The organism is Cupriavidus sp. 05N38, assembly GCF_056397345.1.
This window is the reverse complement of the sequence record NZ_JBFTNF010000025.1, coordinates 19,658-35,408: the sequence shown is the minus strand read 5'-3', so window position 1 is coordinate 35,408 and position 15,751 is coordinate 19,658. Positions and strand designations below refer to the sequence as shown.

The window sequence follows — 15,751 nt, the reverse complement described above, 5'->3', positions numbered from 1 at the left end:
GGCGAGGCGGCGCGCGGGCGCCGCCGCCGTTGAAGCGGGCCGCCTTACACGCCGAGCAGGGCGTTGAGCGTGGGCATCTTGCGTTCGAGCGCCGCGGCATCGAAGGACTCCACCATGCGCCCGTGCTCCATCACGTAGAAGCGGTCCGCGAGCGGCGCCGCGAAGCGGAAGTTCTGCTCCACCATCACGATGGTGTAGCCGCGCTTCCTGAGCGTGGTGATCATCCGCGCCAGCGTCTGCACGATGACCGGCGCAAGGCCTTCCGAGATCTCGTCGAGCAGCAGCACGCTGGCGCGCGTGCGCAGGATGCGGGCCACCGCCAGCATCTGCTGCTCGCCGCCGGACATGCGCGTGCCCTGGCTCTTGCGGCGCTCCCACAGGTTGGGGAACATGGCGTAGATCTCGTCCAGCGGCATCGGCTCGCGGCCGCCGGCCGCGCCGGTCTCCTTGAAAACGGGCGGCAGCAGCAGGTTCTCCTCGCAAGACAGGCTGGAGAAGATGGCGCGCTCCTCCGGGCAGTAGCCAAGGCCCAGCGGCGCGATACGGTGCGTCTTCATGCCGATGGTCTCGGTGCCGTTGACGCGCACCGAGCCTTTGCGCGCGCCGACCAGTCCCATGATGGCGCGCATGGTGGTGGTGCGCCCGGCGCCGTTGCGCCCCAGCACGGTGACCACCTCGCCCGGCTGGACGGTGAGGTCCACGCCGTGCAGGATGTGCGATTCACCGTACCAGGCGTGCAGGTCCTTGATGTCGAGGGCGGGGGTGGGGCGGCTCATTGCACCGTCTCCGCCGTCGTGCCCATGTAGGCCTCCATCACCTGCGGGTTGCGCGTCATTTCGTCGTACGAGCCTTCGGCCAGGATGGCGCCACGCTGGAGCACCGTGATGCGGTCCGCGATGGAGGACACCACGTTCATATTGTGCTCGACCATCAGCACCGTGCGTCCGGCGGACACCTGCTTGATCAGGGCGGTCACGGTTTCCACGTCTTCGTGGCCCATGCCCTGGGTGGGCTCGTCGAGGAGCATGAGTTCGGGGTCCATGGCCAGGGTGGTGGCGATCTCCAGCGCGCGCTTGCGGCCGTAGGCCAGCTCGGCGGTGGGCAGGGCGGCGAAGCTCTCCAGGCCGACCGCGCGCAGCAGGGCCAGCGCGCGCTCGTTGAGTTCGTCCAGCGCGCGCTTGCTCTTCCAGAAGTGGTAGGTCGTGCCCAGCTTGCGCTGCAAGGCCACGCGCACGTTCTCCATCACCGTGAGCTGCGCAAACACCGCGGAGATCTGGAACGAGCGGATCACGCCCTGGCGGGCAACCTGCGCCGGCCGCTCGCGCGTGATGTCCGCGCCGTTGAACAGGATCGCGCCGGCGGACGGCGCATGGAACTTGGTCAGCAGGTTGAAGCAGGTGGTCTTGCCGGCGCCATTGGGCCCGATCAGGGCATGGATGGCGCCGCGCCGCACGCGCAGGTTCACCTGGCTGACCGCGGTGAAGCCCTTGAACTCCTTGGTCAGCCCGCGCGTTTCCAGGATCACGTCGGACTGGCTCATGCAGGATCCTTGCTCTTGTCGTTGCGTGCCTCCATGCCCTTCTTCAACAGCGGGCACTCGCTTGCGGACAGCGGGCGGAAGGCCGAGTCGCCCGGGATGGTGCCGATGTACTTGACCAGGTCCCACGGGCCCTTGGATTCGGCCGGCGACTTGGCCTGCGCCAGGTACATGTCGTGCACCATGCGGCCGTCGGCGCGCACCTTGCCGCCATGCACGAAGTCGTCGTTGACGGCGAGCGCGCGCATCTTCTCCGCCACCGCCGGGCCGTCCACGGTCTTGGCTGCCTCGACCGCCTTCAGGTAGTGCAGCACGCCCGAGTAGACGCCGATCTGGCCGTGCGTGGGGTAGGCCTTGTGCTTGGCGTAGAAGCGCTCGACGAAGGCTTTCGACCTGGCGTCCAGGTCGGTCTTGAACGGGTCCACGTAGGTCAGCCCCTGCGCCACGCTGGGGCCGAGGCTCTTGAGGTCGGTGATGAAGGTGGACGGCGTGATCACGGTCTGCCCGCCCTTGATCAGGCCGAATTCGCCGGCCGCCTTGACGCCGTTGATCATGTCGTTGCCGGCGTTGGCCAGCACCACCACCTTGGCCTTGGAGGCGGAAGCCGCCACGATGGGGCTGCTGAAATCGCTGGCGTTGAGCGGGTGCTTGGTGCTGCCCACGTTCTTGCCGCCGCTGGCGTCCACCTCCTTGCGGAAGTCCGACTCCAGCGACTGTCCCAGCGCGTAGTCCACGGTGATGTAGTACCAGGTGCCCTTGCCCTGCTCGATCAGGCGCTTGACCAGCGGCGCCGACACCGAATACGTGTCCCAGCCCCAGTGGAAGCCGGTGGGCGAGCAGTTCTGGTTGGTCAGCGCCATGGCGCCGCCGGTGGAGACGATGTTGATCTTCTGCTTCTGCTTGGCGATCTCCTGCACCGCCAGCGCGGTGGAGGAATTGGGGAAATCGATCACCATGTCCACGCCGTCGGTGTCGAACCAGCGCCGCGCCAGCGACGAGGCGATGTCGGCCTTGTTCTGGTGGTCGCCCGACAACACCGTGACCGGCTTGCCAAGTGCCTTGCCGCCGAACTCGTCCACCGCCATCTGCGCGGCCAGCACCGAGCCGCGGCCGGAGAGGTCGGCGTAGGAGCCGGACATGTCGGTGATTACACCCACCTTGACGCCGTTGGCGTCGGCCCACGCGGCGGTGCTGCACAACAGCCCGACCAGGGCCGGCAGCAGGGCGGGAATCACGGTGAGGCGGGATGCTGCATGCAGAGACTTCATGGGCTTCATGGGGGCGCTCCAGACAGGTTTCAAGGGAAGGTGGGCATGCTGTCCCGCACCGTTTTCCTGCGCGGCCCGCGCTGCGGGCCTTGCCTTGGTGCATCGATCAGCATGCTGATTAATAATGCAGTGTACTGAGCAAATTCCGGGCCATGCGGCGCGGGTCGTGAATCGGTTTCGGGCCTTGGCCGCGCTTCAGGTATCCAGGTCGCGCCCGCGGGTTTCCGGCACGAACAGCATGCCGATCACGAAAGCCAGTGCCGCGATCGAGACCGGATACCACAGGCCGAAGTAGACATTGCCGCTGGATACATTCATCGCCGTCACCACGAAGGAGAGCATGCCGCCCACCCAGCCGGCGCCGAGGTGGAAGGGCAGCGACAACGAGGTGTAGCGGATGCGGGCCGGGAACAGTTCCACCATGAAGGCCGCCAGCGGCCCGTACACCATGGCGAGGAACAGGATGGGGATCAGCAGCAGCAGGAACAACATCGGCCGGTTGATGGCGGCCGGGTCGGCGCGCTCCGGCCAGCCGGCCGCCACCAGGGCCTGCTTGATGGCGGCCCTGTCGAAGTCCTGCAGGACCTGGCCTCCGACCCGCAGTTCGGGCGCCGGCCGAGCGTCGTCCTGCGTGAACTCGTAGCCCACGCCGAGATCGGTCAGGTAGCCCTTGACCTTGTCGCAGGCCGACACCGGCTCGGCGAACAGGCGGAAATGGCAGTCGCCGGCGCGCAGCTGCACGGCGTTGCGCTGCTGGAACTGCTCCAGCGCCGGGTTGGCATAGTGCGTCAGTCCCTTGAAGATGGGCTGGGTGCCCAGGGCGGCCAGCAGGCAGGCGGCCATCATGATGTGCTTGCGGCCGATCCGGTCCGACAGCCAGCCGAAGAACAGGTAGCAGGGCGTGGCGACCACCAGCGCGATGCCGATCAGCATGTGTACCAGCTCCAGCGGCACATGCAGCGTCTTGTTGACGAAGAACATGGTGTAGAAATGCCCGGTGCCGAAGATGGCGCCAAGCCCGGCCGACACCACGAACAGCAACAGCACGTACTTCAGGTTCGCCCAGTTGGTGAAGCTGTCGAGGATGGGCGATTTCGAGGTGTTGTTGCCGGCCTTCATGCGCGCGAAGATCGGCGATTCGTGCAGCTTGCCGCGGATGTAGACCGACACCACCAGCATGACGAAGGACACCAGGAAGGGCAGGCGCCACCCCCATTCGCGGAACTGCGCCTCGCTCAGGAAGGTCTTGAGCAGGTACACCACCAGCAGCGAAGAGAGCAGGCCGAGCGTGGCCGTGGTCTGCAGCGAGCTGGTGTAGAGCCCGCGCTTTTCCATCGGCGAGTGCTCCGCCACGTAGGTGACCGCGCCACCCACCTCGCCGCCCAGTGCCAGGCCCTGCAGCAGCCGCAGGGACACCAGCAGGATGGTGGCGGTGATGCCGATGTGCCCGTAGGTGGGCAGCAGGCCCACGCCGACCGTGGCAATGCCCATCAGCAGGATGGTGACCAGGAAGGTGTACTTGCGCCCGATCAGGTCGCCCAGGCGGCCGAACAGCAGGGCGCCCACGGGTCGCACCAGGAAGCCCGCGCCGAAGGTGGCCAGGCTGGCGAGGAAGGCAGCGGTCTCGTTGCCGGGCGGGAAGAACAGTGCGCCGAAATAGACCGCGAGCGCGGCGTAGATGTAGAAGTCGTACCACTCCATCAAGGCCCCGAAGGAGGACGCAAGGATCACCTTGCGCTCCTCCCGGGTCATGCCTTGCGTGCGCGCGGCGGTGCCGTCGCTGGTGAGGCTTGCTGTCATGGTCGTACTCTCCGGGGGCGTCGCAGCCGTGCTGTCGTGCTTTGCTCTACACTGTCAGCATGCTGATTAATTTCGATCAGTGTACTGATCAGAATTTGTGAGTGTTATGAGGGTTAACCCCTCGCCGTCACGGTCTGGACATTCGATATCGCGGTTGCTATGCTAAAAATACTCAGCATACTGATCAATTAAGCGGAAAGCCCGTGAAAGACGCCTTCGCTGCGATGTCACAGGCCTTGCGCATGCCCGCCCCCACCACCCTCAGGAGCCGTCCCAGCATGACGAGAATCCGCAAGATCGCCCTCGAAGAACACTTCATGACGCCGGATTTCCAGGCCTATTCGAAGGGCTATCTCCAGCATATCGATGCCGCAGTCATGGCCGACCTTGCCAGGCGCCTGGCCGATTTCGACGATATCCGCATCGGCGAGATGGACCGCGCCGGCATCGATATCACCGTGCTTTCGCAGACCGGCCCGGGCGTGCAGGCCGAAGCCGACCACGCCGCCGCGGTGCGCCGCGCGCAAGAGAGCAACGATTTCCTGGCGGCGCAGATCGCGCGCCATCCCACCCGTTTCGCCGGCTTCGCCGCGCTGCCCATGCACGATCCGCGCAAGGCCGCGCAAGAGCTGGAACGCGCGGTCACGCAGCTCGGCTTCAAGGGCTCGCTGGTCAACGGCCACACGCAGGGGGTCTACTACGACGACCCCGCCTACGACGCCTTCTGGGAACGCATGCAGGCGCTCGACGTACCCATGTACCTCCACCCCACCGATGCCTACGTGGCGCCGCACGTGTACTCGGGCCATCCCGAGATGGCCGGTGCGTCCTGGGGCTGGGGCGTGGAAACCGCGGGCCATGCGCTGCGCCTGCTGTTCGGCGGCGTGTTCGACCGCTTCCCGCGCCTGAAGATCATCCTCGGCCACATGGGCGAGGGTCTGCCGTACCAGCGCTGGCGCTTCGACAGCCGCTTCGCCGTCTACTCGCACGGCATCAGGCTGGCGCGCGCGCCTTCCGAATACATCGGCAGCAATATCGTCATCACCACTTCCGGCGTGTGCTCGCCGGCCGCGCTGGCCGGCGCCATCGGCGAGATGGGCGCCGACGCCGTGCTGTTCTCGGTCGACTATCCCTACGAATCCACCGCCATCGCAGCCGATTTCATCGAGCAGGCACCGATGGACGAAGCGACCCGCCGGCTGGTCTGCCACGGCAACGCCGAGCGCCTGCTCAAGCTTTGAACACCGACTTCCCTTCCTTTTCATAACGGAGCGCCCCCGTGCAAAAGACTTTCCGGATCGGCCAGATCGTGCCGAGTTCCAACACCACGATGGAAACCGAGATCCCCGCCATGCTGACCGCGCGCCAGCTGGTGCGGCCCGAGCGGTTCACGTTTCACTCCAGCCGCATGCGCATGAAGAAGGTGGTCAAGGAGGAGCTGGCGGCGATGGATGCCGAGTCCGACCGCTGCGCGGTCGAGCTCAGCGATGCGCGCGTCGATGTGCTGGGCTATGCCTGCCTGGTGGCGATCATGGCGATGGGACACGGCTATCACCGCGTCTCGGAGAAGCGCCTGCAGGCCCATACCGCGGCCAACGGCGCCGATGCCCCGGTGATCACCAGCGCCGGCGCGCTGGTCGATGCGCTCAAGGTGATCGGCGCGAAGCGCATCGCGCTGGTGGCGCCGTACATGAAGCCGCTCACGGAACTGGTGGTGGACTACATCCGCAACGAAGGCTACGAGGTGGTGGACTGGCGCGCGCTGGAAATTCCCGACAACCTCGAAGTGGGCCGCCATGATCCCGCGAAGCTGCCGGGCATCGTCGCGCAGATGAACACGAAGGACGTGGATGCCATCGTGCTGTCCGCCTGCGTGCAGATGCCGTCGCTGCCGGCCGTGGCCAGGGTGGAAGCCATGACCGGCAAGCCGGTGATCACCGCCGCCATTGCCACCACCTACGCCATGCTCAGGTCGCTCGACCTGGAGCCGGTGGTGCCCGGCGCGGGCGCGCTGCTGTCCGGCGCGTATTGAGCGCGGGCACAGGGAGCCAAGCGATGACCAATCTTGTCTGCGGCGGCAATGTCCAAGCCAATGGCATCCGCCAGCACTACCTGCGCTACGGTGGCAGCGACGGCGCGCGCGCACGGCGCGACCCGGTGATCGTGGTGCCGGGCATCACCAGCCCGGCCATCACCTGGGGCTTTGTCGGCGAGCGCCTGGGCGAACAGTTCGATACCTACGCCCTCGACGTGCGCGGCCGCGGCCTGTCGTCCGCGGGCGATACGCTCGACTACAGCCTCGATGCGCAGGCGGCCGACCTGCTGGCCTTTGCCGAAGCACTCGGTTTGCAGCGCTACAGCGTGCTGGGCCACTCCATGGGCGCGCGCATCGGCATCCGCGCCGCGCGCAGCCGGCCGGCTGCGCTGGCGCGCCTGGTGATGGTGGACCCGCCGGTGTCCGGCCCGGGCCGCCGCGAGTATCCCGCGCAACTGGCCTGGTACGTGGATTCGATGGCGGTGGCGCGCCACGGCGTGGATGCGCACACCATGCGTCGCTTCTGCCCCACCTGGACCGAAGCGCAGCTCGCGCTGCGCGCCGAATGGCTGCACACCTGCGACGAGCGCGCGGTGCTCGCCAGCTTCCAGGGCTTCCATATCGACGATATCCACGCCGATGTGCCGCGCATCGCGGTCCCGACGCTGCTGATGACGGCGGGGCGCGGCGACGTGGTCCGCCCGGGCGATATCGCGGAGCTGCGCGCGCTGCTGCCGGCGCTGCAGACCAGCCATGTGCCCGGCGCAGGCCACATGATCCCGTGGGACGACGAGGAAGGCTTCTACGGCGCACTCGGCGATTTCCTTGGCGCCGGGCTTGGCTCCCCAAGCGCTGCCGCAGCCTGAGCCGCCCCCAACCGCAGAGAACGAACATGCCAGTCAGCGATCACGCCCTTATCCAGGCCTGGAAACAGGTCCTCACGCTGTCCCGCCTCGAAGCCGGGCAGACCGTCACCATCCTCACCAGCGCGGCCACGCATCCGCAAACGCTGTCGTGCGCGCTGGTCGCCACGCAGGCCATGGGCGCCATCGTCAACCGGCTCGACCTGCCGCCGGTCAACGGCGACAAGGCCCTGAGCCGCGATCCGCTGGCTTACCTTGGCACCACGGCGCTCACCGGCAACCGCGCCGCCATCGCCGCGCTCAAGGAGAGCGACCTGGTGCTGGACCTGATGACGCTGCTGTTCTCGCCCGAGCAGCACGACATCCTCAAGACCGGCACCAAGATACTGCTGGCCGTGGAGCCGCCCGAAGTGCTGGTGCGCATGGTGCCCACCGAGGCCGACCGCGAGCGCGTGGCCAGCGCCAACGCGCGCCTGTCGCGCGCGAGGGAGATGCATGTGACCTCCGCCGCCGGCACCGATCTGCGCTGCCCGCTCGGTGAGTTCCCCGTCATCAGCGAGTATGGTTTCGTCGATGAGCCCGGGCGCTGGGACCACTGGCCCAGCGGCTTCGTGCTGACCTGGCCCGACGAAGGCGGCGCCAGCGGCCGCATCGTGCTCGACCGCGGCGACATCCTGCTGCCGCAGAAGGGCTATGTGGCGGACCGCGTGGAGCTGACCGTGGAGAACGGCTTCGCCACGCGCATCGAGGGTGGCCTGGACGCCGAGCTGCTCAACGACTACATGGCCTCGTTCAACGATCCGCAGGCCTATGCCATCGCGCATATCGGCTGGGGCCTGCAGCCGCGCGCACGCTGGTCCACGCTCGGCCTGTATGACCGCGAGGCCTCCATCGGCATGGACGCGCGCGCCTACGAGGGCAATTTCCTGTTCTCGCTCGGCCCCAACAACGAAGCCGGCGGCAGCCGCACCACCGCCTGCCATATCGATATCCCGCTGCGCCATTGCACCGTGCGCCTGGACGGCGAGGAAGTGGTCAGGCAAGGCAAGGTATTGGACGGATGGACATCGCAATGACCGCAATGACTGTAATGACTGCAAGCACCACCGCGCACAGCGAACTCCCCACCTACGCGCGCCAGGGCTTCGGCACGCAACTGCCGTTGCAGGCGCCCGTGGGCCTGCTGATCGTCGACTTCGTCAACGGCTTTGCCGATCCGGCCGTGTTCGGCGGCGGCAACATCGCTGCGGCGATCGCCAATACGGTGCCGCTGCTGGCGGCGGCGCGCGCGCAGGGCTGGGCCGTGGCGCACAGCCGCATCGTCTTTGCCGACGACGACGGCGACCACAATATCTTCACGCTCAAGGTGCCCGGCATGCTCACGCTCAAGGAGCATGCGCCGGCCAGCGCCATCGTGCCGCAGCTCGCGCCGCGCGCGGGCGAGCTGGTGGTGCGCAAGACCGTGCCGTCCGCCTTCTTCGGCACCGGGCTGGCGGCGTGGCTGACGCAGCGCGGCGTGCGCACCTTGCTGGTGGCCGGCGCGGTGACCAGCGGCTGCGTGCGCGCCAGCGTGGTGGATGCCATGTCGCACGGCTTCCGTCCGCTGGTGGTGTCGGATTGCGTGGGCGACCGCGCCCTGCAGCCGCACGAGGCCAACCTGTTCGATATGGAGCAGAAGTACGCGGCAGTGATGCCGCGCGAACAGGCGCTGGCCGCACTGGCCGCGCTGTGAGCGGCGGCGGGATCGGCTGAAGTCCCGATTGACGCGTGCCGCACGCTTCGCCAATCTGGCGATAAGTTCAGTGCACTGAATATGTGCGCTGCGGGGCGTACGGAAATTGCTTTGGAGGCCTCCTTTGGAGGCCGCATCAGGCTTCTTCCGGTTTCCCGGCCTGGTCGCGATCCACGAACCCCACAAACAGCCCCGGCGGCCACCCAGGCGGCAATGCCGGACTGAATAATGTATGGACAAAGACGACATGGACAAGCAAGGAGCGCACGCCAGCCAGGGCGGCGGCGGTGATCACAGCGATCACGGCGATCACGGTGGCCGCGGCGGGCAAGGCGTCGGCGCGCGCGTGGCGCGCAAGGAAGATGCGCGCCACCTGCACGGCAAGGGCCGCTTCGTGGCCGATATCGCCATGCCGGGCCTGCAGGAAGTGGCCTTCCTGCGCAGCCCGATGGCGCATGCGCGCCTGCTCTCGGTGCGCAAGCCGCAGGGCATGGAGGCATCCGTGATCGTGCGCGAAGACATGCAGGGCGCGCGCGATATCGTGGCGGACTCTGCTTTCCCGTCGTACCAGCCCTCCGCGCAGCCGCCGCTGGCGGCCGGCAAGGTGCGCTTCGTCGGCGAGCCGGTGGCGATGGCCTTCGCGCCCACGCGCGCCGAGGCCGAGGACATCGCCGAGGCCATCGTCGCSGAGCTGGACGAACTGCCGGCGCTSACCGAYGTSGAAGGCGCSCGSCAGGSCAGCGCCAYCGCGCGCGTGCACGAACACTGGAAGGACAACCACTTCCTCACCCTCAGCGCCGACAAGAACTTCGACGCGCTGAGCCGCACCGCCACGGTGGTGGTCAGCCGCAAGATCGACCTGGCGCGCCAGTGCATGGTGCCGATGGAAGGCAAGGCCGTGCTGGCCTACTGGGACCACCAGTTCGACCAGCTCATCGTCTACAGCGCCACCCAGGTGCCGCACATGATCCGCACCGTGCTGAGCCATTGCCTCGGGCTCGAGCAGGAAAAGGTGCGCGTGATCTCGCCCGACGTGGGTGGCGCCTTCGGCTACAAGTGCGTGTTGCAGCAGGAAGAGCTGTGCATCGCCTGGCTGGCCATGACCTACCGCAAGCCCTTCCGCTTTATCGAGGACCGCCGCGAGCACCTGACCGCCGGCGCCAACTCGCGCGAGCACCACTACGAGGTGACCGCCTATGCCGATGCGCGCGGCCGCCTGCTGGCGCTGGACGCGAAGATCGCCATCGACGGCGGTGCCTACTCGGTATGGCCCTTCACCATCGGCCTCGAGCCCGGCCAGGCCATCGGCAACCTGCCCGGGCCCTATGCCTTCGACGGCTACCGCTGCATCACCGAGTGCGTCGCCACCAACAAGCCGGGCTTCGTGCCCTACCGCGGCGTGGCGCGCACCGGCGTGTGCTTTGCCATGGAGCTGCTGATGGATGCGCTGGCGCGCGAGGTCGGGCGCGAGCCGTGGGAGATCCGCTGCGAGAACCTGGTGCAGCCCGAGGCCATGCCCTACGTCAACGTCACCAACAAGCACTTCGACGGCGGCGACTACCCGGCCAGCGTGCGCAAGGCCGCGGAAATGATCGGCCTGGCGCGCGTGCGCGAGCGCCAGCGTGCCGGCCCTGACGGCGCGCGCTACCTGGGCGTGGGCTTCGGCACCTACACCGAGCAATCGGCGCACGGCACCTCGGTGTTCGCCGCCTGGGGCACGCCGGTGATTCCGGGCTTTGACTCCGCCACCGTGCGTATCACGCCCGATGGCGGCCTGGAAGTGCGCGTGGGCGTGCATTCGCACGGGCAGGGCATGGAGACCACCTTCGCCCAGATCGCGCACGAGATCCTCGGCATCGACGTGGCGCGGGTCAAGGTGGTGCACGGCGACACCGGCATCACGCCGTTTTCCACCGGCACCTACGCTTCGCGCTCGCTGGTGATGTCGGGCGGCGCGGTCTCGCGCGCCTGCAAGGCGCTGGTGCCGCGCCTGCTCAAGATCGGCGCGCACATGCTGCAGCAGCCCGAGCACGAGGCGGCGCTCGGCAGCGGGGCGGTGAAGGCCGGCGATGCGGCCGTGGCCATCGCCGAGATCGCCAATGCCTGGTACATCAACCCCCAGCGGCTGCCCGCGGATGTGGACCCCGCCGGGCTGGAAACCACCATGGGCTACAAGCCCGGGGTGGATACCGGCAGCTTCACCTACTCCACGCACGCCGCGCTGGTCGAGGTCGACATCGACTCCGGCCACGTGGAGATCCTGGACTACGTGGTGGTGGAAGACTGCGGCACCATGGTCAACCCGATGGTGGTGGAAGGGCAGACCTACGGCGGCGTGGCGCAGGGCATCGGCACCGCGATGTTCGAGGAGATGCGCTACGACGGCAACGGCCAGCCGCTGGCCTCCACGCTGGCCGACTACATGCTGCCCGGGCCCACCGAGATCCCGTCGATCCGCATCCATCATTTCGAGACGCCGTCGCCGCACACCGAGTTCGGCGCCAAGGGCATGGGCGAGGGCGGTGCCATCGCGCCGCCGGCCGCCATCTTCAACGCGGTCAACGATGCCCTTGGCCAGTTCGGCGTGGAGCTGCTGGAAACGCCGCTCACGCCGCGCAAGGTGCTCGAAGCGCTGGCGCGCGCGGAGCAGCAGGCGCCGCGCAGAACCGCGCCATCTCCGCAACCCGTGCCGGCGAGGGAGGCGGCCTGACCATGAAAGCAGCTGCATTCACCTATCACGCGGCCCCCACGCTGGCCGCCACCTGCGCCGAACTGGCGCAGCGCACCGACAACGCCAAGGTCATGGGCGGAGGCCAGTCGCTGGGCCCCATGCTCAACCTGCGCCTGACCCGGCCCGACACCATCTATGACCTGTCGAAGCTCGAAGAGCTGCGCACGGTCGGGCCGCAGGGCCAGCGTGTGCGTATCGGCGCGGCGGTCACGCACGCGCAGATCGAGGACGGCGTCTTCGCCGAGCTGCGCGGCGCCATGCTGCAGTCCGTGGCGCGCGGCATCGCCTACCGCGCCATCCGCAACCGCGGCACCATCGGCGGCAGCCTTGCCCATGCCGATCCCGCCGCCGACTGGGTGGTGGCGCTGACCGCGCTGGGCGCCGATATCGAGCTGGCCAGCGCGGCCGGCACACGCATGGTGCCGATGACGCAGTTCATGCTGGGCGCCTACACCACCGCGCTTGGCGAGGGCGAGGTCATCGCCGCCGTGCACGTGCCGCGCCAGGGCGATGGCGCGCGCTGGGGATACCACAAGCTGTGCCGCAAGACCGGCGAGTTCGCCGAAGCCAGCTGCGCCGCGTATTTCGATCCTTCCGCGCGCTTCGCCCGCATCGTGCTCGGCGCGCTCGACGGCGCGCCCGCGCTGCTGCCCGGGCTGGCGCGCGAGGTCGCCACGCGCGGTCCAGCCGCGCTGGACGCGCAGGCCATCGCTGCCGCCGTGGCCCAGGCCACGCCAGGCAAGGACGCGATCGACCGCAAGCTCTACTGCACCGCGGCGACGCGCTGCATCGAACAACTTTTCAACTGAGGGCCGCAGTGGAAACCATTGCACTGACCATCAACGGCCGCGCCGCCAGCGGTGCCTGCGCGCACCGTACCCACCTGGGCGACTTCCTGCGCGACGGCCAGGGCCTTACCGGCACCCACCTCGGCTGCGAGCACGGCGTGTGCGGCGCGTGCACCGTGCTGGTGGACGACAAGCCGGTGCGTTCCTGCATCACCTTCGCCGCCGGCTGCGCCGGCAGCAAGGTGGTGACCATCGAAGGCTATGACGAAGATCCCGTGATGCGCGAACTGCGCGTGGCCTTCAACCAGCATCACGCGCTGCAATGCGGCTACTGCACGCCCGGCATGCTGGCCACCGCGCGCGATATCGTGCTGCGCCTGCCGCATGCCGACGAGGCCACCATCCGCCACGAGCTGTCCGGCAACCTGTGCCGCTGCACCGGCTACATGGGCATCGTGGCCGCGATCCGTTCCGTGCTGGCGCAGCGGCAGCCACCCGCCGCGGCAAACGCAGCGCAGGCGGCACCAGGGGGCACGCCCCGCGGCTTCGCCTGTTTCACGCCGGACGCCGATGGCGCCGCGGTCGCCGCGGGTGCGGCCCCGGCCCCGGAAGAGTCGGGGCGCAGTGCCGACAAGAAGGGCTGGTCGCGCATCGACGGCGGCTTCAAGGTGCCGTTCCCGGTCGACGACGTATGGCGCTTCATGGCGGACTTGCCGGCCGTGGCGAGCTGCCTGCCTGGCGCCGCGCTGACCGAGCAGGACGGCGAGCGCGTCAAGGGCCATGTGGCCATCAAGTTCGGCCCCATGGCCGCGCGCTTCAACGGCGCCGCGCGGCTGGAGCGCGACGAGCAGAACCGGCGCGGGGTGCTCAAGGGCGCCGGCCAGGACTCGCTGAGCAACTCCAAGGCGGCCGGCGACATCACCTACGTGCTCAAGGCCGTCTCGCCGGCCGAGACCGAGGTGCTGATCGACCTGCAGTACTCCCTGCAGGGCCCGCTCGCGCAGTTTTCCCGCTCGGGCCTGGTGCGCGATTTCGTGCGGCGCATGATGGCGGACTTCGGCAAGAACGTCACCCGCAGGATGGATCCGTCGCTCTCGGAGAGCGAGCGGAGCAAGGCGGCGACCATGAACCCGGTGGCCATGATGCTCGGCGTGATGTGGGAACGCGTGAAGCGCCTGTTCGGCGCGGGCGGGGATTGAGGCGGGCGGCCGCGCCGGCGCGGCCGGCCAAGGCAAAAAGCCCAATGCAAAAAGCCCGTACGGGGTGAACCGTACGGGCTTTGGGAATCTGGTTGCGGGGGCAGGACTTGAACCTGCGACCTTCGGGTTATGAGCCCGACGAGCTGCCAACTGCTCCACCCCGCGAAACGAAATATACCCGGATCGGGGCGTAATGGAAAGTCCTCATTGGATTTTCTTTTTTCGTCGCAGGTGGGAGTGGGGCGTGAATTCAGCCGTTCCAGCGCGCAAAGATCCCGAAACGCCCGGCATCTGCGCGGTACGAAGTGGGAAAAACCGCATTCGCGGTCAACGTCGAGGCGTGCGGGGAAGCGCCCGGCCGCTGCTGCGCAGGCAAAATGCCGCCGGCTCAGGGGCCGCAAGGCGCTCACAAGAGGCACCAAGCGGCCATAGGCGGCCACAAGCGGCCACAAAGGATCGCAGGATCCCCACTCGCGCAGGGAACGCAGACTTAGCCGGTGCTGCCGTCCGCCTTCTGTACGGGCGCCAGCGTGAACCGGGCCGACAGGTCGGCTTCCCCGCTGAGCGGATCCTGGGGTTGGACGATGCCCTTGGTGCTGAGCTTGGTCAGCGTGCGCGCGGCCTGGATCGGGCTTACGCCCGCGGCCTTGGCGACCTGATATGCATCCATCGGGGTGCCCGTTTTCTGCAGGGCGTCGATTACTGCCTGTCGGGTGTCGTGATTGTTGTTCATTTCCGGGCGCGGGTTGGATTTGCTCAGACTAGACGGACTGAGGCGCGCGCGCAAGCCCGGGTTCTCGCCAATCCCGCCGGTGCCGTCGCTGTTTTATGCCGGCCTGCGCGGCTGCGCGCCGCGCGGCGCGGTTGCGCCGCCGGCCCGGCACGTCAGAATAGAGGGTCTGACGCAAGATGCACCACAAGCACAATGACGCAAACTCTCCTGCTGATCGACGGCCTGAACATCCTGCGCCGCGTCTACGAGGCCAACCCGGCGCAAGACATCCCGGCCAAGGTCGAGGGCGCCGTGATCTCGGCGCTGGCCTCGTTCCGGCGCGCGCTCACCGAGTGCCGCACCACGCATGCGCTGGCTGCCTTCGACGCCGGCGGCAAGACCTGGCGCCACGATCTGTACCCGCAGTACCGCCAGCACCGCAAGCCCATGGATCCCGAACTGGCCGAGGTGATTCCCGATTTCCGCCTGACGCTGACCGAGGTGCTGGGCCTGCAGACCGTCGCCATCGACGGCTACGAGGCCGACGACATCATCGGCACCGCCTACTACCGCTGGATTGCCGCCAAGGACGGCGCGGCGATTCCCGTGAGCACCGACAAGGACGTGCTCCAGCTCATCGCCGACGGCGCCGTCGTGCGCAACCACTTCGCCACCGCGAAGAACGGCGAGCGGTCCTGGTTCGACGAGACCTACGTGATGGACAAGTTCGGCGTGGCCAGCCACCAGCTGGCGGACTATCTTGCCCTGCTGGGTGACAGTTCGGACGATATCCCCGGCATCAGCAAGATCGGCGCCAAGACCGCCGCCCGGCTCCTGGTGCAGTACGGCGACCTCGAAGGCGTGCTTGCCAACGCGGGCGAGGAGAAGGGCGTGATCGGCAAGAACCTGGCGGAACAGGCCCATCTCGCGCGCCTGTCGCGCCAGTTGCTTTCGCTCAGGACCGATGCGCAGCTCGGGCTCACATGGAACATGCTGCGGCTGCCCGAGCAGGCCTAGCGGCGATGCCGCGACGTGGCTCCCGCATGCCCTGCGCACGCCTTGCGCATGCCGTGCCCGCGGCCTCGC

At 68.0% G+C, this 15,751-nt stretch carries 14 protein-coding genes and 1 tRNA gene; 9 read left to right on the top strand and 6 right to left on the bottom strand.

The window, feature by feature from the left end; translation table 11 throughout:
* Nucleotides 1-44: 44 nt before the first annotated feature.
* The 4 genes from AC1DK4_RS18980 to AC1DK4_RS18965 form a co-directional block, all read right to left on the bottom strand.
* Nucleotides 45-776 (bottom strand): ABC transporter ATP-binding protein, encoded by a 732-nt coding sequence (locus AC1DK4_RS18980; RefSeq protein WP_441620528.1) that lies wholly within the window; start codon nucleotides 774-776, stop codon nucleotides 45-47.
* Nucleotides 773-1,540: an ABC transporter ATP-binding protein gene (locus tag AC1DK4_RS18975; RefSeq protein WP_441620526.1), complete on the bottom strand. Its 768-nt coding sequence runs from the start codon at nucleotides 1,538-1,540 to the stop codon at nucleotides 773-775. The genes AC1DK4_RS18980 and AC1DK4_RS18975 overlap by 4 nt, the downstream gene beginning before the upstream one ends.
* Nucleotides 1,537-2,814 carry an ABC transporter substrate-binding protein gene (locus AC1DK4_RS18970; RefSeq protein ID WP_441620524.1) on the bottom strand — a complete coding sequence of 426 codons (1,278 nt, stop codon included), beginning with the start codon at nucleotides 2,812-2,814 and terminating at the stop codon, nucleotides 1,537-1,539. The genes AC1DK4_RS18975 and AC1DK4_RS18970 overlap by 4 nt, the downstream gene beginning before the upstream one ends.
* 186 nt (nucleotides 2,815-3,000) lie before the next feature.
* A complete protein-coding gene (locus tag AC1DK4_RS18965; protein ID WP_441620522.1) occupies nucleotides 3,001-4,605 on the bottom strand; it encodes an MFS transporter in 1,605 nt (534 codons plus the stop codon).
* A 278-nt stretch (nucleotides 4,606-4,883) separates the two neighbouring features.
* Here AC1DK4_RS18965 and AC1DK4_RS18960 point away from each other — a divergent pair, with 278 nt between their 5' ends.
* The 8 genes from AC1DK4_RS18960 (at nucleotide 4,884) to AC1DK4_RS18925 (ending at nucleotide 13,953) form a co-directional block, all read left to right on the top strand.
* Entirely contained in the window at nucleotides 4,884-5,846 is a 963-nt protein-coding gene (locus tag AC1DK4_RS18960; protein ID WP_441643365.1) for an amidohydrolase family protein, read from the top strand.
* A gap of 38 nt (nucleotides 5,847-5,884) precedes the next feature.
* On the top strand, nucleotides 5,885-6,637 hold the full coding sequence (locus tag AC1DK4_RS18955) for a maleate cis-trans isomerase family protein (RefSeq protein WP_441620518.1): 753 nt from the start codon (nucleotides 5,885-5,887) through the stop codon (nucleotides 6,635-6,637).
* Nucleotides 6,638-6,660: 23 nt separating this feature from the next.
* On the top strand, nucleotides 6,661-7,506 hold the full coding sequence (locus AC1DK4_RS18950) for an alpha/beta fold hydrolase (protein ID WP_441620517.1): 846 nt from the start codon (nucleotides 6,661-6,663) through the stop codon (nucleotides 7,504-7,506).
* Between the two features lie 26 nt (nucleotides 7,507-7,532).
* The gene (locus tag AC1DK4_RS18945; protein ID WP_441620515.1) at nucleotides 7,533-8,579 is read left to right on the top strand and encodes a 2,5-dihydroxypyridine 5,6-dioxygenase NicX family protein; all 1,047 of its coding nucleotides are present in this window, start codon (nucleotides 7,533-7,535) and stop codon (nucleotides 8,577-8,579) included.
* A 14-nt stretch (nucleotides 8,580-8,593) separates the two neighbouring features.
* A complete protein-coding gene (locus AC1DK4_RS18940; protein ID WP_441620648.1) occupies nucleotides 8,594-9,235 on the top strand; it encodes an isochorismatase family protein in 642 nt (213 codons plus the stop codon).
* Nucleotides 9,236-9,482: 247 nt separating this feature from the next.
* A complete protein-coding gene (locus AC1DK4_RS18935) occupies nucleotides 9,483-11,945 on the top strand; it encodes a xanthine dehydrogenase family protein molybdopterin-binding subunit (RefSeq protein ID WP_477131702.1) in 2,463 nt (820 codons plus the stop codon).
* A gap of 2 nt (nucleotides 11,946-11,947) precedes the next feature.
* Nucleotides 11,948-12,775: an FAD binding domain-containing protein gene (locus tag AC1DK4_RS18930; protein WP_441620511.1), complete on the top strand. Its 828-nt coding sequence runs from the start codon at nucleotides 11,948-11,950 to the stop codon at nucleotides 12,773-12,775.
* 8 nt (nucleotides 12,776-12,783) lie between these two features.
* Complete coding sequence (locus AC1DK4_RS18925; RefSeq protein WP_441620509.1) at nucleotides 12,784-13,953, top strand: xanthine dehydrogenase family Fe-S subunit; 1,170 nt, start codon at nucleotides 12,784-12,786, stop codon at nucleotides 13,951-13,953.
* Nucleotides 13,954-14,042: 89 nt separating this feature from the next.
* Here the strand turns inward: AC1DK4_RS18925 and AC1DK4_RS18920 are convergent.
* Both AC1DK4_RS18920 and AC1DK4_RS18915 read right to left on the bottom strand, forming a co-directional pair.
* Nucleotides 14,043-14,118: transfer RNA gene (locus AC1DK4_RS18920), tRNA-Met, on the bottom strand.
* Nucleotides 14,119-14,443: 325 nt separating this feature from the next.
* Nucleotides 14,444-14,686 carry a hypothetical protein gene (locus tag AC1DK4_RS18915; protein WP_441620507.1) on the bottom strand — a complete coding sequence of 81 codons (243 nt, stop codon included), beginning with the start codon at nucleotides 14,684-14,686 and terminating at the stop codon, nucleotides 14,444-14,446.
* A 192-nt stretch (nucleotides 14,687-14,878) separates the two neighbouring features.
* Between AC1DK4_RS18915 and AC1DK4_RS18910 the strand changes: the two genes are divergently transcribed.
* Complete coding sequence (locus tag AC1DK4_RS18910; protein ID WP_441620505.1) at nucleotides 14,879-15,682, top strand: 5'-3' exonuclease; 804 nt, start codon at nucleotides 14,879-14,881, stop codon at nucleotides 15,680-15,682.
* Nucleotides 15,683-15,751: the final 69 nt, after the last annotated feature.